At 63.2% G+C, this 19,409-nt stretch carries 18 protein-coding genes and 1 pseudogene; all 19 read right to left on the bottom strand.

Annotation, left to right across the window (positions count from 1 at the left end; genetic code table 11):
- Positions 1 to 13: 13 nt before the first annotated feature.
- The 19 genes and pseudogenes from fusA to E3T49_RS07815 all read right to left on the bottom strand — a co-directional run bounded on the left by fusA (position 14) and on the right by E3T49_RS07815 (position 19,130).
- Positions 14 to 2,128: an elongation factor G gene (gene fusA / locus E3T49_RS07900; RefSeq protein WP_134424414.1), complete on the bottom strand. Its 2,115-nt coding sequence runs from the start codon at positions 2,126 to 2,128 to the stop codon at positions 14 to 16.
- A 132-nt stretch (positions 2,129 to 2,260) separates the two neighbouring features.
- On the bottom strand, positions 2,261 to 2,731 hold the full coding sequence (gene rpsG, locus E3T49_RS07895) for a 30S ribosomal protein S7 (protein WP_066597688.1): 471 nt from the start codon (positions 2,729 to 2,731) through the stop codon (positions 2,261 to 2,263).
- A complete protein-coding gene (gene rpsL, locus E3T49_RS07890) occupies positions 2,731 to 3,105 on the bottom strand; it encodes a 30S ribosomal protein S12 (RefSeq protein ID WP_055811472.1) in 375 nt (124 codons plus the stop codon). The genes rpsG and rpsL overlap by 1 nt, the downstream gene beginning before the upstream one ends.
- A gap of 321 nt (positions 3,106 to 3,426) precedes the next feature.
- Positions 3,427 to 4,080: a spermidine/putrescine ABC transporter substrate-binding protein gene (locus E3T49_RS07885; RefSeq protein ID WP_134424413.1), complete on the bottom strand. Its 654-nt coding sequence runs from the start codon at positions 4,078 to 4,080 to the stop codon at positions 3,427 to 3,429.
- Positions 4,081 to 4,141: 61 nt separating this feature from the next.
- The gene (locus tag E3T49_RS07880; RefSeq protein WP_134424412.1) at positions 4,142 to 4,630 is read right to left on the bottom strand and encodes a DUF6121 family protein; all 489 of its coding nucleotides are present in this window, start codon (positions 4,628 to 4,630) and stop codon (positions 4,142 to 4,144) included.
- 81 nt (positions 4,631 to 4,711) lie between these two features.
- Entirely contained in the window at positions 4,712 to 5,698 is a 987-nt protein-coding gene (locus E3T49_RS07875) for a tripartite tricarboxylate transporter TctB family protein (RefSeq protein ID WP_134424411.1), read from the bottom strand.
- A 118-nt stretch (positions 5,699 to 5,816) separates the two neighbouring features.
- The gene (locus tag E3T49_RS07870) at positions 5,817 to 6,539 is read right to left on the bottom strand and encodes a hypothetical protein (protein WP_134424410.1); all 723 of its coding nucleotides are present in this window, start codon (positions 6,537 to 6,539) and stop codon (positions 5,817 to 5,819) included.
- A gap of 2 nt (positions 6,540 to 6,541) precedes the next feature.
- Complete coding sequence (locus tag E3T49_RS07865) at positions 6,542 to 7,204, bottom strand: hypothetical protein (protein WP_134424409.1); 663 nt, start codon at positions 7,202 to 7,204, stop codon at positions 6,542 to 6,544.
- Positions 7,201 to 8,250, bottom strand: a complete 1,050-nt coding sequence (gene pilM / locus E3T49_RS07860) for a type IV pilus assembly protein PilM (protein WP_134424408.1) — start codon at positions 8,248 to 8,250, stop codon at positions 7,201 to 7,203. Before pilM ends, E3T49_RS07865 begins: the two co-directional genes overlap by 4 nt.
- 31 nt (positions 8,251 to 8,281) lie before the next feature.
- Positions 8,282 to 9,163, bottom strand: coding sequence for a prepilin peptidase (locus tag E3T49_RS07855; protein WP_241972709.1), 882 nt, complete (start codon positions 9,161 to 9,163; stop codon positions 8,282 to 8,284).
- Positions 9,160 to 10,938, bottom strand: a complete 1,779-nt coding sequence (locus tag E3T49_RS07850; RefSeq protein WP_134424441.1) for a hypothetical protein — start codon at positions 10,936 to 10,938, stop codon at positions 9,160 to 9,162. The genes E3T49_RS07855 and E3T49_RS07850 overlap by 4 nt, the downstream gene beginning before the upstream one ends.
- Positions 10,938 to 11,504, bottom strand: coding sequence for a hypothetical protein (locus E3T49_RS07845; protein ID WP_241972708.1), 567 nt, complete (start codon positions 11,502 to 11,504; stop codon positions 10,938 to 10,940). The genes E3T49_RS07850 and E3T49_RS07845 overlap by 1 nt, the downstream gene beginning before the upstream one ends.
- A 27-nt stretch (positions 11,505 to 11,531) precedes the next feature.
- Positions 11,532 to 11,603, bottom strand: a pseudogene (locus tag E3T49_RS16820) (prepilin-type N-terminal cleavage/methylation domain-containing protein); the annotation flags it as partial.
- A 23-nt stretch (positions 11,604 to 11,626) separates the two neighbouring features.
- Positions 11,627 to 12,925 carry a type IV pilus modification PilV family protein gene (locus E3T49_RS07840; RefSeq protein ID WP_134424406.1) on the bottom strand — a complete coding sequence of 433 codons (1,299 nt, stop codon included), beginning with the start codon at positions 12,923 to 12,925 and terminating at the stop codon, positions 11,627 to 11,629.
- A gap of 167 nt (positions 12,926 to 13,092) precedes the next feature.
- Positions 13,093 to 13,566: a type II secretion system protein gene (locus E3T49_RS16530; RefSeq protein WP_241972707.1), complete on the bottom strand. Its 474-nt coding sequence runs from the start codon at positions 13,564 to 13,566 to the stop codon at positions 13,093 to 13,095.
- 160 nt (positions 13,567 to 13,726) lie between these two features.
- Positions 13,727 to 14,956: a type II secretion system F family protein gene (locus E3T49_RS07830; RefSeq protein WP_166785496.1), complete on the bottom strand. Its 1,230-nt coding sequence runs from the start codon at positions 14,954 to 14,956 to the stop codon at positions 13,727 to 13,729.
- On the bottom strand, positions 14,956 to 16,461 hold the full coding sequence (locus E3T49_RS07825) for a type IV pilus twitching motility protein PilT (RefSeq protein WP_134424405.1): 1,506 nt from the start codon (positions 16,459 to 16,461) through the stop codon (positions 14,956 to 14,958). Before E3T49_RS07825 ends, E3T49_RS07830 begins: the two co-directional genes overlap by 1 nt.
- Positions 16,462 to 16,493: 32 nt before the next feature.
- Complete coding sequence (locus tag E3T49_RS07820; RefSeq protein WP_134424404.1) at positions 16,494 to 18,164, bottom strand: GspE/PulE family protein; 1,671 nt, start codon at positions 18,162 to 18,164, stop codon at positions 16,494 to 16,496.
- Positions 18,165 to 18,380: 216 nt separating this feature from the next.
- Entirely contained in the window at positions 18,381 to 19,130 is a 750-nt protein-coding gene (locus E3T49_RS07815) for a hypothetical protein (RefSeq protein ID WP_134424403.1), read from the bottom strand.
- Positions 19,131 to 19,409: the final 279 nt, after the last annotated feature.

Here is a 19,409-nt window from a genome sequence, read left to right as displayed (position 1 = left end):
GGAAAGACTAAGGCTACTCGCCCTTGTTCTTCTGGATGATCTCTTCGGCCACAGCCCGGGGGACCTCCGCATAGCTCTCGAAGGTCATCGAGTACACCGCGCGGCCCGAGGTCTTCGACCTCAGGTCACCGATGTATCCGAACATCTCCGACAGCGGCACGTTGGCGCGAATTACCTTCACGCCCTGAGCGTCCTCCATGGTCTGGATCTGTCCACGACGCGAGTTCAGGTCGCCGATGACGTCGCCCATGTATTCCTCGGGCGTACGAACCTCGACGGCCATCAGCGGCTCGAGCAGAACGGGGTCAGCCTTACGAACGGCTTCCTTGAAGCCCATCGAACCGGCGATCTTGAACGCCATCTCCGAGGAGTCGACGTCGTGCGCGGCGCCGTCAAGCAGGCTTGCCTTGACGCCCACCATCGGGTAGCCGGCCAGGACGCCGACGTGCAGCGCATCCTGGATTCCTGCGTCCACCGAGGGGATGTACTCCCGGGGGATGCGGCCACCCGTGACCTTGTTGACGAACTCGTAGCTCTTGTCGGCAGTGATCTCGAGCGGCTCGATCGCGATCTGAATCTTCGCGAACTGCCCGGATCCACCGGTCTGCTTCTTGTGCGTGTAGTCGTGACGCTCGACCGCCCTTCGGATGGTCTCGCGGTATGCGACCTGGGGCTTGCCGACGTTGGCTTCGACGTTGAATTCACGCCTCATCCGGTCGACCAGGATGTCCAGGTGCAGTTCGCCCATTCCCTTGATGACCGTCTGACCAGTTTCCTGGTTCTGCTCGGTGCGGAAGGTCGGGTCTTCTTCGGCCAGCTTCTGGATCGCGAGACCCAGCTTTTCCTGGTCCTGCTTGGTCTTCGGCTCGATCGCAACCTCGATGACCGGGTCAGGGAACGTCATCGACTCGAGCACGACCTGCGCGTTCGGGTCGCACAGGGTGTCGCCTGTGGTGGTGTCCTTGAGGCCGATGACCGCGTAGATGTGACCGGCGGTCACGAAGGCCACCGGGTTCTCCTTGTTGGCGTGCATCTGGAAGATCTTGCCGATGCGCTCTTTCTTGCCCTTGGTCGAGTTGATGACCTGAGCACCGGAGTCAAGGTGACCGGAGTACACGCGAACGTAGGTCAGACGACCGAAGAACGGGTGCACGGCAACCTTGAACGCGAGGGCCGTGAACGGCTCCGTCGCGTCGGGGTGACGCATGATGACCTTTTCCTCATCGCGAGCGTCGTGGGCCTCGATGGCCGGCACGTCGAGCGGGGTGGGGAGGTAGTCGACGACTGCATCAAGCATCGGCTGGACGCCGCGGTTCTTGAACGCGGAACCGCAGAGGACCGGGTAGATCTCGCTGGAGACCGTGAGCTTGCGGATCGCGTGCTTGATCTCGGAAACGGTGAGCTCTTCGCCGGAGAAGTACTTCTCCATGAGGTCGTCGTCGGTCTCTGCGACGGTCTCGAGAAGCAGCTTGCGGTATTCCGCAGCCTGCTCGACGAGGTCGGCGGGGATCTCTTCGATGGCGTACTTGGAGCCCATCTCGACGTCACCCTTGGAGTCGCCGCGCCAGGTCAGTGCACGCATTTCGACGAGGTCGACAACACCTTCGAAGGTGTTCTCGGCGCCGATGGGCAGCTGGATGACGAGCGGCTTCGCGCCGAGGCGCTTGACGATGGTGTCGACGGTGTAGAAGAAGTCGGCGCCGAGCTTGTCCATCTTGTTGACGAAGCAGATGCGGGGCACGTCGTACTTGTCGGCCTGGCGCCAGACGGTCTCGGACTGGGGCTCAACGCCCTCCTTGCCGTCGAACACTGCGACAGCGCCGTCGAGGACGCGGAGCGAACGCTCCACCTCAACGGTGAAGTCGACGTGACCGGGGGTGTCGATGATGTTGATCTGGTTTTCGGCCCAGAAACAGGTCGTCGCGGCAGACGTGATGGTGATGCCACGTTCCTGCTCCTGCGCCATCCAGTCCATGGTCGAGGCGCCGTCGTGCGTCTCGCCGATCTTGTGATTGACACCCGTGTAGTACAGGATGCGCTCAGTGACGGTGGTCTTGCCAGCATCAATGTGAGCCATGATGCCGATGTTGCGGACCTTACTCAGGTCGGTGAGCACGTCAAGTGCCACAGGGGTCCTCCGGAAGTTTGCTTATGGTGATTGGGGCGAAACAGGGCATCCGGTGTCCGGGCCCCGGTGAGTGTGCGTGTCGAGATTTGATCTCGACACGCTCGATCACCGGAGCCGGACTCCGGAACGCGACTACCAGCGGTAGTGTGCGAAGGCCTTGTTCGCCTCGGCCATCTTGTGCGTGTCCTCGCGGCGCTTCACAGCGGCACCGAGGCCGTTGGATGCGTCGAGGATTTCGTTGGTGAGACGCTCGGTCATCGTCTTCTCGCGACGAGCCTTGGCGTAGCTGGTCAACCAGCGCAGCGCCAGAGTGTTGGCGCGGTGCGGCTTGACTTCGACGGGCACCTGGTAGGTGGAACCACCGACGCGGCGCGAACGCACCTCGAGGGTCGGGCGCACGTTGTCGAGTGCCTTCTTCAGCGTGACAACGGCATCCGCACCGTTCTTGGCAACGACGCCTTCGAGTGCATCGTAAACGATGCGCTCGGCGAGGCCCTTTTTGCCGTCGAGGAGGATCTTGTTGACAAGCTGGGAGACGATGGGGGCGCCGTATACCGGGTCAGCGATAACGGGACGCTTGGGCGCTGGGCCTTTACGAGGCATTACTTCTTCTCCATCTTGGCGCCGTAGCGGCTACGAGCCTGCTTGCGGTTCTTGACGGCCTGGGTGTCCAGTGCGCCGCGAACGATCTTGTATCGAACACCGGGGAGGTCCTTCACGCGACCACCGCGGACAAGCACCATCGAGTGCTCCTGCAGGTTGTGACCCTCGCCGGGGATGTAGGCGGTGACCTCGGTGCCGTTCGAGAGCTTGACGCGGGCAACCTTGCGGAGGGCCGAGTTCGGCTTCTTCGGCGTGGTCGTGTAAACACGAGTGCACACGCCGCGCTGCTGGGGGTTGGACTTCAGGGCGGGCGCCTTGGTCTTGGTGACCTTGGGGCTGCGGCCCTTTCGTACCAACTGCTGAATGGTGGGCACTAATTACTCCTTGTTATTGCTGCACGGTGACAGCTCATTGATGGTTAGCATTCGAATCGTTCCGTTCCCGGCCCGATCGAGTTCATCTGGACCCACCGACACACGGAATGAATTCCGCGGGCTGAGGCAGGTATGCCGTGGGGGCTGCTCGGAGAGCAAACCCTGTGTGAGTGCCGCATCAGGGCGCCTAAGGTGCGGCACGACAAGATCGCGATGGCATAACTCAAGCGCACGACAAAGCGCACACCTCGAAAGGATATCCCGGGGGTGACCGCCGGGTCAAATGGATGACGAGGGCTCGGCGCTTCGTTCAGCTGTTGTTCAGATGCCCCGAGGCCAGAGCGGGGAATCGAGCGCGGTGTCGAGGTCGGCGAGGAGGGCCAGCACCCAGGGCTCGACGAATTCGGCGACGGCGGCGCGCATCCGTTCACTGTGGCGTGACAGTTCCAGGCAGACCCGGTTGCCGACCAGGGCGGCATGGCGGTCGGCGAGTTTCACCTCGGCACGGATGGCGGCTTTTTCGTCGGCGGTCAGCGGCGGCGGCGCGGCAGGCGGGGGCGCCGATGCCTCGGGCCGGGCGAGTTCGGCGAAGGTGAACAGGTAGGGGGCGTCGGGTGTGGCCGGCGGATCGAGGTCGAGGCCGGTGTAAGCCGGGTCGAGTCCCTCGGCCGGATGGTAGCTCGCCGCGGCCTTACGCTGCTCGTTCAGCTGAATCTCCCGCCTGAGCAGCGGAAGATTCGTCTCGGTGTAGGCGTCGACCTCGGCATCGATCAGATGTTTCATGCGCATGGCGAGGGCGTGCTGCACTGCGTGCGGGACATCCGTGGCCAGGCCGGCGGCGACGATGACCGGCGAGCCGAAGCAGATGCGGCACAGGCGGGTGCGGCCGCGATGCGTGCCGGGGCGCCAACGCGGCAGCCACGCGAGCCAGTCGTCAACCTGCTGGCTGACCCGCGACTCGATGGAACCATCCATGGAAGTTAAGGGTACCCGATCGGGGTGCCCCGCGGTCGGTGAGTTTCGCGGCGGCGATGGCTCAGTCGTCGCCCTGTTCCCACGGCCATTTCGGGCGGCCGCGTTCGGGCATCCGTGAGGCGAGGACCAGAGAGTAGAGCAGGGTGATGATGAAGCCGAGGATGCCCACGGTTACCGCGAACGGGCCCAGCAGGATCGAGACCGCGAACCCCCCGCTGTCGCCCGGGAGGCCCGCGCCGAGCGCGTAGAGCACGGCCCCGGTGAGCACGAAGGCGGCCAACGCACCGAACCCGGTGGCGAGGGCGTAGCCCACGGCGACGCGCTGGTTCTCCGGCCGGGTGCGCAGCCCGAGCAGCAGCATCAGGATGAAGACGAGCACCGCGGCGGCGATGGTCATGCCGGGACCCACGAGAGGTCCGGCGTCGGGGTCGCTGATGACATCCGTGTCGGCCAGCAGGCTGATCATTCCGAAGGCGGCGACGAGGAGCGCGGCGTAAAGCACTACCGCGAAGACGGCGACGACCGTCGCGTACTTCTGGTATTCGCGCATCGCTCCCCCTGCCTGCCGTGCATGCCTGCTCGGCCTTCGAGCCGTGCTGTGCCGGGCGCGGTGTGCGCCCGGCCCGACCGGCTAGTTGCTGCGGATGCCCTGCGGCCCTGCGGCGAGGACGCGGTCGTACTCGGCCTTGGCGGTCTCGTTGCGAGCGGTGATGGCACGGCCGTTGCGGGCGATCCAGGCACCGGCCCAGATCGGGACCTCGCGGGCGACGACCGCGGCGGCGATGGCGCCCGGGTTCAGCCACTGCTGGCTGATGAAGCGTGCGGCCTGGTCGGGCGTGAAGTTCCACGCCTGCACGCTGAGGAGCGCCGCGCCGATGTAGGAGAAGTAGACGGCCACCGCAACGAGGAAGCCGAAGAGCACGTAGGCCCACCAGCCACCGCGGTTCACGATCAGCACCAGAAGGGCGAAGGCGACGAAGAAGAAGATGACCGGCACGTAGAAGATGGGCAGCACGATGAAGTCGGTGAACTTCGCGGCCGTGTCGGCGATGGACAGGCTGCCGATGCCGGACAGGACGAACGCGACCACGGCGTAGACGGCGGCGAAGATCACGGTGGAGAGCAGCGCGATCACGACACCGGGGCCGCGGTTGCTCTTGTAACGCGGTGCGGTGGGCGCCTGGATGTAGATGGGGGGCTGCACGCTGGTGTTCGTGGGGGCGTAGGCCGGGGTCTCCGGGGCGTGGTTCTCCGTGGCGCGGGCCTCGGTGGCGTGGGCCTCGGTGGCGTGGGTCTCTGCGGCCGGGGTCGCGACCGGCTCGAGGCGCTGGGTCTCGGCGGTGTTGTTCACCGAGGCGGCGGGGACGTAGGCGGGCGTGGCGGACGCACGGGAGGGGTCGTGGGTGACCGGCGCGGGCGCGGATGCCTCGGGGGCGTCATAGGAGATCGGCTCGCCGACGGGCTCGACCGGGGCGGCCTGGTACGTGCGGGTCTCGGCTGCGTCGGGCTCGGCTGCGGAGTCGTAGTCGACCGGGCCGGTCTCGTGGCGTCCGGGGGTGGTTGCCGCGGCATCCGTTTCGGGGTTGATGTTGCCGTCGTTGGGCGTGTTGTCGCTCATGCTGCACTCCTTACGGGCCTGGCGGCCGCAGTTCTCTCGGGCAACCTTAGCAATCCGCGGGCCCCCGGACGGGGAGCCTCGCGGCGCAGGGCGGGAATCGGCGCGGCGGGGCCCGACGTTACCCGGCTGCCGCTGCCGACGCGGCGGCAGGCGGAACGAGCACGTAGACGAGGCCGGAGATGGTGGCGGTGACCCCTCCAGGAGTCGCGTTCTCTTCGTCCCCCTCTTTCACCGTCGTGGTCAAACCGGAAACGAGGAAGAGTCGCTCTCCGCTTTGGAGCCCGCTGACGAAATTGAGGGCATCTGCATAGCTTCCAGTCACCGACACCGTGATGGCCAGGGAAGCGAAATTGCTGGCGTTTATCTGATCGTTTGTGACGGGAGGAACGCCGGCACCCGGCTCGATGGCGGCGACGGTCGGAGTCGGAGTCGGAGTTGATGTCGAGTCAGCCCCCTCGGCAACCGCAACTGGAGCCGGTATCGGAGCCACAACAGGTGCATAGGGAACCGCATCGGAGACGGTGATACCAGTCAGGGTCACCTGGGACGCAGCGGCCAGCGCATCGAGCTGCGTGACGAATGCGGGCATATTCGTTCCACTTGGAACGGAGGCATCCAGTGGGATGAGTTCGCTCTTGAGGCTCTCAATTCCCTCGAAGTCCTTCTTGAGCTGAGCAAGAATCAATGCTTGACCAGCATTCGACTCAGCAACGCTCGCTCGCTGCTCATCTGCCGCCGCAGTGGCAGACAGCTGCGGCATGATTCCGAGCAGCACCCCAAGAACCAGAACAAGCACCATGACAAGCACAGAGCCGATCATCCACATTCTGTTCTTGTCCATGGCTACTTTCCCTCCGTGACGAAGCGCTGAGCATAAGCAGCGTCGTTGACATGCATAGTGATTGCGACTGTGTAAACACCGTCGTCGGCACGCGCCACGGACCCGGGCAGGGCATCCGCGAATCCGGGCAGGGTTGCCAGGGATTCTAGCCAGGCGGGCACGTCGGGAAGAACGGAACTTTTCGCGGTGAAGCTCACAGTGGCTACTCGTGCCCCCTGCAGAGGTGCCGTCGGCTGCCCGTAGAGGGCGAGCGGCGTCGCCGAGTCGACGGCGACCGTTTCGATCGTCACACTGGCCGGGAGGATTGCTTGCACACCCTCAAGGTATTTCTTCCAGTCAATCTCGGTGGATACGCCCACTTGCTGTGCTGCCTGAATCAGGTCCACCTCGTTCTGGACCGTGCGGACCTCGACATATTTTGTCTGCTCGGCCAGGAGCGCCGGGGTCAAGGCCTGCTCGCTTGCCAGCAGTGCCTGCGCCTGAATCCCAAGAACGATCGAGGCGCCAGTGCTCACAATCACGATTGCGAGCACCCCTACGACGCCCAGCCCCAGACGGCGACGCACAGCCTTCGCGCGTCGCTGGTGGTGCACCTCGGGCGGAAGGAGGTCCACCCACGGGCTACCACCAACGACTAGCGCGTCGTGCTTTGCTGCGCGGCTCATGCCGCACGCCCCAGGGCGAGCCCTAGCGCCACCGTGAATGCAGACCCGTCTCGGCGCAGATCATCGGCGGTGACGCCCCGACCCAATGCGAGGGTCGTGAAGGGATCCCCGATCTCGACATTGATCCGAGTCAGCTCAGCCAGCGCCTCGCGCAGCCCACGCAGTTGAGCACCGCCACCGCTCAGCACGATTCTGTGTACCGAATCGATAGGCCGCGTATTGACGAAATAGCTAATGGTGTTGCGGAGGCTGGTCAACTGCTCGCTCGCAATCTTGTAGATGAGTTCCACTGCCTGTTTGTCTGCGGCGGCAACGGGGCCGGTCGCCAGCCCGAGCCGGCGCTTGAGATCCTCCGGCTGCTCCAGGCCCGGAGGAACATCAGCGCGGAGGGCCTGGGTGATGTCGTCTCCGCCAGTGGCGATGATGCGCACGAATTGGGGGACCCCGTCGATGGCGATGACCACACTCGTGGTGCTGCCTCCGATATCGACGACGGCTACGGTCCCTTCAACCCCCGGCCGGGAGAGCAGAGCCCGACTCAGGGCGAAGGGAATCAGATCGACGTCCACGGTGGTCAGCCCAGCGAGCTGGGTGGTGTTCACGTTGGCGAGCACGGCTGCCTTGACTGCCGCGATGAGCAGCCCGCGGACCATCGGCCCGTTGTCTCCTTCGATCTCCGTAATCGGGTAGAAGTCAAGGATCGCGTCGGCTACGGGAATGGGGAGCATCTCCTGGACCTCGAAGGGAAGGGATTCCCGGATGCGGGCGAGTGACATCTTCGGCACACTGAGGTCACGAGCAAGTACGCGCTGGTTTCCCATCCCAAGGACGACGTTTTTAGACTTGAATCCGCCGGTCGTCCATAGCTGCTTAAGCGCTGCGGCGACGGTGTTGGGTTCGAGAACCTCCCCGCTGCTCACCGCCCCGGCTGGAAGTGGCACCTGGTGATATCGCAGCAGTGTTGGCTTCGCTGAGCCTGGATCCGCGACCTCGACTCCGCGCAACATCGAGCTGCCCATGTCGACTCCTACGACGCTCGTTGCCACGTAACCGCTCCTTCGCTGTTCTTGATCTGCATCACTGTTGCGCCACCCCAAGTAGTGTCAGGTAACCGTCCCACACCATTGCTCCAAAGAAGATCCCGACCCACGCTCCGGTCAACATCCATGGGCCAAATGGGATGCCGGTTTTTCGACTGGCCCGTTTAGCGATCATCAGGCCGACGGCATACGCTCCACCGAGCAAGAAGGCAGCGAATGCCCCGACGGCCAGATGACCCCACCCCAGAAAACCCAGGAAGAGTCCGAGTACACCAGCCAGCTTGACGTCGCCAAGACCCATGCCGCCCGGATATGCCAGCGCCATCGCGAAGTACGCAGCCCAAAGGGCGGCAAGTCCTGCGACTGTCCGAATCAGTACACCCAGGTCGCCGCTAATCAGGCAGGCTGCCCCCAGGAGTGCCAACCCGACTACGTATGCGGGCAGCACGATCGCGTTCGGTAGCCGATGAGTGTCGAGGTCGATCAGCGCCAGGGCAACAGTTACCGCTGCCAGATATAAGAACGCAATAAGGACAAGAACCCCGACGATCACGGACTTCGTCGAGGTCGAGTCCGCACCGGGGGTTGAACCGATTGAGGCCCGCACCGAGAACGTCCACCATGCGACGGCTCCAAAGAAAAGTGCGGTGCCTAGTTCGACGAGCGGATAACGTGCCGAGATCGCCGACTTACAGCTTCGGCACTTACCCCGCAGCATGATCCAGGAGAGAACCGGCACGTTGTCGAATGGTTTAATCGGCGCAGCGCAGCGGGGGCAGGCACTCGGCGGAGACACAATGGACTGGCCGTTCGGAACTCGGTAGATGACGACGTTCAGGAACGAACCGACGAGGAGACCGAGGACTCCGCTGAGCGTGGAGACGAGGACGATGAGTGCATCGGGCAAAGCAATGATCACGGGATCGACGCTCCGGCAGCGGTGAAGGCCGGCTTTACGTCAACAATTACGTTTACACCGTACGTTGTCGATACGGGCGAGAGGAATTTCGGGGGTGCGATGTATCGGAAGCGTGCATCGTAGGAATAGGCCTTCGTGTAGCCGTTGCTCCCGCTTCGAACGATCCCTCGGAACTTCTGCGAGATCGCTCCGTTGACCGTCAACGTGCCCTGTCCTCCACCCCTGTCGTAGTTCTGTACCTGGAAGGTGTGTGCCACGGAGAGGATTGCCGCGTTGATCGTGCGGTTGTTGGAAAGGAGAGACGAGTAAGAGCCGGACGAGTATCTCACCGGGTTCCACACCCAGACCGCATTCTGTCCGACCAGGCCGAGCACATCGTCCAAGGGAGTCGTATAGGTGATATCCCCCGTCACGTACACGTAATTCTCTGCAGCGAGTGTCATAGCACCACTGAGAGCACCTTTCACGAAAATATCGCCGTTACGGCACCCATAGGACGAAGCGATGGATGCGACATATTCATTGGTCGTCGGGAACCCGATTCCGTTTCCGGCGCCACAGGTCGAACTTGAATACCCATCAGGCAAACTGCCCGAACCGCTGGTAGGGCGCCGATTGGGGTCGCCTGCAGTCGTCGGTACGTTCTGCACGAAGATCAGGTTGCGGTCCAGAACCGGAATGGTCGCGCCTGAGGAAGAGCCCAGCCCGTTCGTGACGTTTCCGGGCGTTCCACAAACGGCCGGTGTCGTTCCGGACGTGGCCGGGTCGCCCGACACGTTGGTCTTGATAGACCACGGGGACCTCACGGTCATCTTGCCGTTGTTTGTAAGAGTGATGCTGGTCGGTCCGGTATACAGGCATCCGGGAACGGCGACGACGCTGATCGGGAGATCCGACCGTGTTTCATTTTTCATTTCGGAGTTGGTCTGCGGCATGCCGACCTTCGGGCTGTAGGTAGGGTTGCCCTTCGTGAATACCTGCCCGGAACAGGAATAACCATTCGAGTCTCGCTTGAGATAGCGAAGGCCAGATGCCGGATTGTTCGAGGTGGTCACGATCCCGTTGAAGGTGGCGTCGCAGGCTCGAATAGTGTCGTTCGAGTGCATGGGCCCATTGATCACGTCACCGTTGCCGAAGGCAATATCGCTGCACTGGCTGTAGGGCGGGTTGGGGAGAGGGCGCCCCTCCCAAGCGTACTTTTCGCAGGTGGCGACGTCATCGCCGTTTTGATCGGGATCTGCAATTTCGTAGTCCGTGAAATAGAGGAAGTCAATGAAGCCCTGCTGCTTTAAATTCGCGACGACTGTCCGGGTCGCATTGCCTACCCGGCCCGTAGACCGGATGCGTAGAATGCCCGAACTTGAGTAGTTCGATGTGTCAACCTCATAGCGGTACGACGCGCGCCCATCGCTTCCCGGCACACTAGCCCAACTGCCGCTCTGACCGATTCCAAAAGCGGGGTTGGTGAGCGTGCCTGTCGGCAGGCTCAGAGTGCTGGTGCTGCTGAACGGCGCAGCTCCATTCCCGTAAATCATGTATGCGTTGTCGTTCGCAAGACGACTTTCATATTCTTCGACCCCGGCATACGCGGCAGACCCTGCAGCATTCCAATTCTGGTCGCCACTCGCTTTGACCAGACCGCTCACAGACGTCGACAATGCAGTCGTCACCAAGAGCAACATAATCATCCCGGTCCCGATCACCATCGGGAGAGCAACCCCCTCCTCGGAGTTGGGCCTTGCACGACGGCGCAACAATCCACCGAACTCGATCATCACGGTCCTGTCCTGAAAACGGGGAGGTTGGGCATGCCGACCGTATTTCGAAGCGTCACTGCCGAGCGAGTATCCGTCGCGCTTCCCTGAAGTGTCATCGTGACCGTGATCGCGGCAACCGTCTCCCGCTGAGCGGCGGTCAATCCAGTGCTGGGTGTCGTTAGCTCCGTGCCGTCTTTCAGCACGTATGTGAACAGGTAGGGCCTGGTTCCTGTTTGTGGGGCTATCGTCCCGGCCATGATCTTTGTTGAACTGGACGTGGGCGAGAACGTGAAGAACCCGGAACCAGCCGGAAACTCAACCGCCGGCCACTGCGTCTCGATCAACCGGCGGCTCGAGTCGAGAGAGAGTCGAATCTTCACCGGAAGCTCTGCCGATGACGTGAGGTTGATATAGGCGTAGAGAGTCACGGACTCATTCAAAGCCTGTTCGAGCGCCGGCTGGTTCGCCGCCCCGGAAACGGGGTTCTCCGTCGCCGCCCGAATGACGCGCGACACCTCGTTCATGCCGTTGGACGACTCACGGGCATTCGTGCTCAGCATTCGCGTCTGGGTGACGGTGCGCATAGTGCTCGCGTACAGCCCCGAGACGATTACACCCACGATTCCGAGGAGAAGCATCGCCACAAGCAGCTCAGAGAGGCTTATGCCTCGATCATCGCACATCAATCTCCGTCGAATGACGCCCATCACGGTGCCACCACAACGCGGGGATCAAGGGTGACCAGGCCAGCAACGGCCGATGAAGGCGCCGAAGTTGTGAGCCCGACAAGGACGGGGGTCGTCTGCGTGGCCGAGCCGCCGCTGAACAGCTGCCATGCTCCGTAGGGCAGGGCGATTGAAGCAGCGTTGGACGTCAGTTTTCCGAAGGTATACGTCATGGTTCCTGCGCAGCCAGCTGGCCCAGTTCCCGGAGCGTGGGCTTGCGACACTGCCTTGAGGTACTGGCCGTTCAGTCCGCTGACAGTAAGGACCCCCATTGGCACGCCCGTCGCTACGGTTCCGCCAGCGACTGTGGCAGCGGCAGGTACGGCCTGTCCCACCGCACCGCCGACACCGGGGAGGGTCCACTCCGCGGGGTTCGGGGAAAGACAACCTGGTGAGCTGGCGCTGGGCGCCACGTACTTGCCGCTGAAGATTTCATAGCCGGATGTGAAGGGATGCAGCGGGAACACCTTGGAGAGTGCGTTGTTCGACGCCGCAGGTGTGTAGAGCGGATACGTGCTCTTGAAGGTCGTATCCAGATTTGTCGGGATCTGGGTTGTTCCGGCGGCAGCGTTCGAAGCGTAGTTGACGGTGAATGCCCCGGAAAGGTCGTACTGGAAGGCCACGGATGCCGCCGATCCTGCTCCGACACCGACGAAGGTCACGGGAGTCGGCTTCTGGTTCACATCCGCAGAATTCGCCCGCGACACCGACACGTTGTAGTTACCCGGGGCAACCTTGAGAATGTAGCTGCAGCCCTGAGCATCCGTAGGATCAGGGGTCTCCGTCAGAGCAACAGCACCCGCAGCGGGCGATGCCGGGGTAGCTGTGACCGTTACACCGGCGTTGCCGGCTCCAGAGGCGCTGAGGACCGAGACGAGGATCGTGCCTAACATGGGGTCGTTGATTCGGGTTCCCGGGGCGATGACGGTGTCGGCACGAACCGGAAGCGTCGAGGCCCTCATTCCGTCCCACGTCACTGAAACGTTGACGCGCTTGAACTTGAGCTGCCCCCCGCCCGAGCCACACGTAGCGTCAGCGCTGGTGCTGGTCACCCAGTTCGTCTCGCGATGGAGGTAAAAGGTGGTGCCGTTCATCGTGGTGGTCTTGTCAGCGTCAACGAGAGTGAAGACATCTTCGACTGCACGGTTGAGGTCGATCTCCTGCGCAGCCAGGTTGGCCGCCGCCTCACGGGACCGGTTGTCACTTCCCATGGACAGGGACAGAGTGAGCGCGTAGGCCACCGAGACGGCGATCATGGCAAAGACCATCATCGCGACCATGATTTCGATGATCGTGAGCCCGAAATCGTGTTCACAGGGACGAAGAGACCGACGACCAATGCACCGCACAACAACCTCCCTGGGCCTAGGGTCTTTCTGAAGGACTGAACGTTTGTGGGGTGCCACATTTGCGGCACCCCACCCTTGGGAACGTTCGCGGTGCAGTACTAGGGAGCCGTGCAGCCAGCAGTAACCGCTGCGGCCGAAGTCGACTTGACTGCTCCACCGGACTCGGTTGCATAGAAGACAGACGAACCCGAGCTGTTGCTCTTGGCGGCAACGCAGAAGGCACTTCCGGTACCAGGCTTGTAGGTCAGCCCGACGGTGTTCGCGCCCTTCGATGCGCCAGCAGTGGTCGCCGCCGAAGTGAGCACGCTAGCAGCAACCACATCAGCAGCCGCCGGAAGCGTGCCCGTGTTGGTCTGCATGCTGACAACTGCGATCTTCAGGTTCACGACATCGGACTGAGCCGAGCTGTCTTTGGCGTTGTCCTGCACACCCAGGTACACCGGGATGGCGATCGCGGCGAGGATGCCGATGATGATGACGACGACGAGGAGCTCGATCAGGGTGAAGCCCTTTTCGTTTGCGTCCGGGTTGTTGCGGCGGCGGTTGAGGGCTGCGAGGCTGCGAGAGAGCACGTTATTTCCATTCAATAGTTGTCAGTGAAGGCGGTCGGGCCCGCTCGGACTCCCATAATATTTGCAGGTTATTTCCAGTTACGACCCAAGAAAGAGGGGTATTTTGCTTTGCTGCTGCCCCCAGTAGTGGGGGCACTGCCTGGCGGGTGCCAGTGGCGCGCTATTTGATGACGCTCGCAATGCTGAAAATCGGCATGTACAGGGCAATCACCATGCCTCCGATCACGACACCGAGGAATGCGATCAGGAGCGGCTCGATGGCGGCAGTCAGCTGCTCCGTGGATGATTCGACCTCCTGGTCGTAGAAGTCGGCGATCTTGTTGAGCATCGTCTCAAGCGAGCCTGCGTCCTCCCCCACTGCGATCATTTGCGTGACCATGGGAGGGAAAACCGGCTGCAAGAGGAGCGGACCGGAAATCGACTGCCCTTGCCGTACAGATTCGGCGACCTTCGTCAACGCATTCTCGATCACCCAGTTGCCCGAGGTTTCACCGACGATTTTCAGTGCCTGGAGGATAGGCACTCCAGCGCCGATCATGTTGGCGAAATTGCGGCTGAAGCGCGCAACGGCAATTTTCTTAAGCAGATTGCCGAAGACGGGGAGCCTGAGTTTCAACGGGTCGACCCGCATCCGAACCCGATCGGTGTTCTTGTTCTTGCGCCACCAGACACTGAATGCAAAGCCCCCCACGGCCAGGACGGGCACAACGTAGATCATCGAATTCGACACGTTCACGAGGAACATTGTCGGGGCGGGCAGTGCGCCGCCGAGACCCTTGAACATGTCCTCGAAGATCGGAACGATGAATATCAGCATGATCAAAACCGACACGAGCGACATCAGCAGAACGATCACGGGGTAGGTCATCGCCGACTTGATGGTGCCGCGCAGCTTAACCTCTTTCTCGAAGTTCGCCGCGATCGATTCAAGGGCGCCGTCCAGGAATCCGCCGGTCTCACCCGCGCGAACCATATTGATCATGATCGGCGGGAAGGACTCGCTGTGCTTGGCGAACGATTCCGAGATGGAGACACCGCGTTCGACGTCATCCCGAACCTGCTTCAGGATCTTCGCCAGCGGCTTGTTCTCGGTCTGCTCGGCCAGGATGTTCAGCGTTCGCAGCAGGGACAGCCCTGATCCGATCATGGTCGCCATTTGCCGACTCATGATGGCGAGGTCCTTGAGGCCGACTCCCTTGCTGAACCCAGGGATCGAGATTTCACGATTAAGGCCGGTACCCTCAGCGGATTCCTTGATCGAGATCGGGGAGATACCCATGGTGCCAAGGCGAGACGCTACTGCGCCCTCGCTCGCTGCATCCAGCTTGCCCTTGACGGTCTTGCCGTTGTTATCACGGCCGACGTATGCCCAGGCCTGTGCGGTGGCCATCAGCGCTGAGGGGAGGAGTAGGTGTCGCCGTAGTCGATGCCACCACCCATGTTCCGTGCTGCCACATCGGCCGAGGTGTCCGCCCGCTTGATGAGCTGGCCGATGCTGTCGGCGTCATGGGCCTTATCGATGGCCGCCTGACGGGTGATCTGGCCGCTGTCGACGAGGTCGGCAAGGTGCTGGTCCATGGTGTGCATGCCCTCTGCTGCACCTGACTGCATCATCGACGTGATCTGGTGGGTCTTGCCCTCGCGGATGAGGTTCGCGATGGCGGGCGTCGTGACCAGGATCTCGGTGGCGACGACACGCCCGCCGCCGTTGGCCTTTTTGACCAGGGTCTGGCAGACCACGCCGCGCAGCGTCGCCGCGAGCTGGGTGCGGATCTGACCCTGCTGGTGCGGCGGGAAGACGTCGATCATGCGGTCGATGGTCTGAGCGGCATCCTGCGTGTGCAGGGTGGCGAAGACCAGATGGCCCGTCTCGGCGGCGGTCAACGCCACCGAGATCGTCTCCAGGTCGCGCAGCTCGCCGATCAGGATGATGTCCGGGTCCTGGCGCAGCACGTGCTTGAGGGCAGCGGCGAAGCTCAGGGTGTCATGGCCGACTTCGCGCTGATTGACGAGGGACTTCTTGTGCCTGTGCAGGAATTCGATCGGGTCCTCGACGGTGACGATGTGGTCGGCACGCGTGCTGTTGGCGAGGTCGACCATGGCCGCCAGAGTCGTGGACTTGCCGGAACCCGTCGGGCCGGTCACAAGCACGAGGCCGCGGGGCATCAGCGAGAAGCGACCGACCGACTCGGGCACACCCAGAGCCTTCAGCGGCTTGATCTCGCGCGGGATGAGACGGAACGCCGCACCGATCGAGTTGCGCTGGTGATAGAAGTTCACCCGGAACCGGGCACCGGCCGCCGTGAAAGCGAAGTCCAGCTCGCGGTCGATCTCGAAGCGCTGCTGGTCGAGCGGGGAAATGATGCTGAAGAGGGCAGCGTGCACCTTCTCGGGCATCCACTTCTCCAGCCCCTCGATCGGGCGCAGGCTGCCATCCATTCGGATGGTCGGCGGAGCACCGACCGTGATGTGCAGGTCTGAGGCATCCAACTCGAGCACGAGGGTGAGCGCCTCGATCAGGTCAGGGTCGGCCTGCCGGCCGTCGGGGCCGATGTGCGGTGGGGCCTTCACCTTGACCGGCGCCGGGGTCTCCGCACGGTCAGCCTCGAGAGCGGCACGTCGGCCGGAGGGGACCTGGCGAGCTCCATGCCGGTAGATCAGCTCATCGTCGAATGGCTCGGCCGAGCCGATGGAGGCTACCGGAAGCTCCGTGGTGGCCACGTCAACAATATGCAGCGCCTCGGTGTCGTTCGAGACCACCGGGTCGGCGACGGCTACAGCCACCGCCAGAGTGGCCGCATCGCCGGCGTCAGGCTCGCCGATGGGCGTCGGGTCCCACCAGGAGACCGTCTCCCCCGGCTGGATCGCTGGAATTTCGTAAATCGGCTTGTCCATATGAAGTCTTTCCCCTTTGGCACACGCGAACGCTATGCAACGACTCGCAAAATCTCTTCGATCGACGTGAGGCCCATGCGGACCTTCTCCCAGCCGTCTTCCCGGAGGGTGATCATTCCCTCGGCCCGCGCCGCCCGGCCGATGTCCGCACTCGAGGCGCGGGCAACGGCGAGACGTTCGATGTTCTCGGTCACGGACATGACCTCGTGCACGGCGATGCGCCCGCGGTACCCGGTCTTCGAGCAGTGCTGGCAGCCGACCGGCTGGTAGAGCACGGGCAGCGGCAGCAGCGGGTCGAAGCCGAACTTCAGGCTCGTCAGGTGCTCGGCCGTGTGGTCTGCCGGGGCCTTGCAGCGGTCGCAGAGGCGACGCGCGAGGCGCTGCGCCACCACGCAGTCCAGCGCGGAGCCGACCAGGAAGGGCTCGATGCCCATCTCCGTGAGGCGGGTGATCGCGCTCGGCGCGTCGTTGGTGTGCAGGGTCGACAGCACGAGGTGGCCGGTCAACGAGGCCTCAATGGCGATCTGCGCGGTCTCATGGTCGCGGATCTCACCCAGCAGCACGACATCCGGGTCGCTTCGCAGAATCGAGCGAAGCGCGCTCGCGAAAGTGAGGCCGGCCTTGACGTTCACCTGCACCTGGTTGATGTCTTTCATGCGGTACTCGACCGGGTCTTCGACGGTGATCACGTTGATCTCGGGCCGGGCGACGGAATGCAGGGTCGTGTAGAGCGTGGTCGACTTGCCCGAACCCGTGGGCCCGGTGACCAGGATCATGCCGTAGGGCTTCGAGTACGACTTCTTGTAGGCCTCGTAGTTGTAGTCGAGCAGGTTCAGATCGTGCAGGCTCATGGTCGTGCTCGAGTTGTCGAGGATTCGCATGACGATCTTCTCGCCCCAGACCGTGGGCAGCGTGGCGACGCGCAGGTCGATCTGGCGGCCACCGTGACTGACCGACATGCGGCCGTCCTGCGGTTTGCGCCGCTCGGCGATGTCGATATCGCTCATGATCTTGAGCCGGGAGATCACACCGTTCTGGATGCCCTTCGGCGCCCGCTGCATCTCGTGCAGCACTCCGTCGATGCGGTAGCGCACCCGCAGGCTGTGCTCCCCGGGCTCGATGTGGATGTCCGAGGCCTTGTCCTGGATGGCCTGACTCACCAGCAGGTTCACGAACCGCACGATCGGGGCGTCGTCCTCGATCGAGTCCGACACTCCGAAGGCGGAGGCCTCGACCGGGGCCTGCTCCTCCTGCATGGTGGTGGTGAGGTTGGTGAGCTCGTCGTCGGCACGGTGGTAGCGGGCGATGGCGGCCAGCAGATCGGCGCGCTCGGCGACGACGGGGATGACGCGCATCCGTGCCGCTTCGCGCACATCGTCGATCGCGAAGACGTTGCCGGGATCGACCATGGCGAGCACGAGACGGCCGCTCTCGATCGTGATGGGGAGCACCTGGTGGCGACGGCACATCGCGGCCGTGACCAGGGCGACGGCGAGGCGGTCGACCGGGTATTCCATCAGTTCGAGGAAGGGGAGACCGGCCTGCTCAGCACGAGCCCGGGCGAACTGCACCTCGGTGATGACGCCCGAGTCGACCAGGGCACGAACGGCACTCTCGTCAGCGGGGTCACCGGCCATGAGCTTGTCCAGCTGCTCGATCGGCAACAGCCCGTGCAGAATCAGGATCTCGGTGAGGCTGGCCACGCGATCCTCTCGAACAGGCTCAGATATGAGGTGACAGATAACGGTAACTCTGGCCGGGAAGTACGGCCAGACCCGCAATCAGGGGGGGGTGGTACGGATGCAGCCTGTTCAGTTCGATCCTAGCGGCCCCGCACGCAGACCCGAGGCACGGAAATCGCTCGCCGGAGCCTCCTCGCGGGCACTCGACATCCGTCTGCCGCCACGATTGGGCCGACGCTAAACCGTGGCCCACAAGTTGTTGACCATGTCCTGGGTGTAACCCAGCGGACCCGCATTCGTGTACTCGGTGGCGAGCCAGATGCCGTCGCGCAGGAAATGGGATTCACCGAAGGCACCGTCGAGCGTGTTCGTCTGGATGACGCACCGCACACCGCCCGATTGCGCGAAGCACTCGAGGCCGGTGGCGACGAGCCGTTCCTCCACCGCGGAGCTCTGCTCCGGAGTCACCCACGCGAGAGTGGTGATGATTCCCGTGTCGGAGCCGCCGTAGGGGCTCCCCCACACACAGGTCAGGTGATCTGCTGAATCGATCACTGCCCGCAGTTCGGTGTCGTCCGTGCCGTGGGACACGCCGGCCTCCGGGTCCTGGGACCATTCGGGATTGAGCGCGAGGCCGCTGAGCGCCTCGACCATGGCCGGGCTGTAGAGCTCGTCGCAGGAGGACGGCTGCGGCACCCCCGGCGCCGCGTTCTGGCCCGGTGGCGTCGAGGTGGGGGTGAGGGTGTCGGGAGTGCGCGTCGCAGGGTTTGAAGGCTTCGGAGTGGCGGGTCCCGACGTTGCGGGCGGGGCGCTGGCACTGGCCGTGCTGGTGGGCGGACCTGCGACCGGAGGCCCGCCGACCACTTGCACGGCGAGCACCACGATGAGAACGATGGACAGCACCGCACCGAGGACGGCAAGACCGATGTAGAGACGTCGCCGAGCCGTAGGTGACCCGGTTGGATTCTCGCTCGTGTCGGAACTCATCGGCGCATCCTCCGCGGTAGTGACCACACCATATCCGGGGTGTGGATCAAGACAACCGTGACGGCAGAAGGGTTGACGCGCTGATTCCCGCAACGGTGGTCGAGCTTGTCGAGACCCGGCATGTCACCCTCGGTGGTCGAGCCCGTCGAGACCCGGCGAGACAACCCGGTGGTCGAGCCCGTCGAGACCCGGCGAGCCGACCCGTGACTACTTAGAACACGACTTCGAGTATCTGTCTATAAATATATGACAGACTCTCGACTGCGCGTACGATCTCTG

The organism is Cryobacterium cryoconiti, from assembly GCF_004403065.1.
Lineage (GTDB): Bacteria > Actinomycetota > Actinomycetes > Actinomycetales > Microbacteriaceae > Cryobacterium > Cryobacterium cryoconiti.
This window is presented reverse-complemented; position numbering and strand designations above follow the sequence as displayed.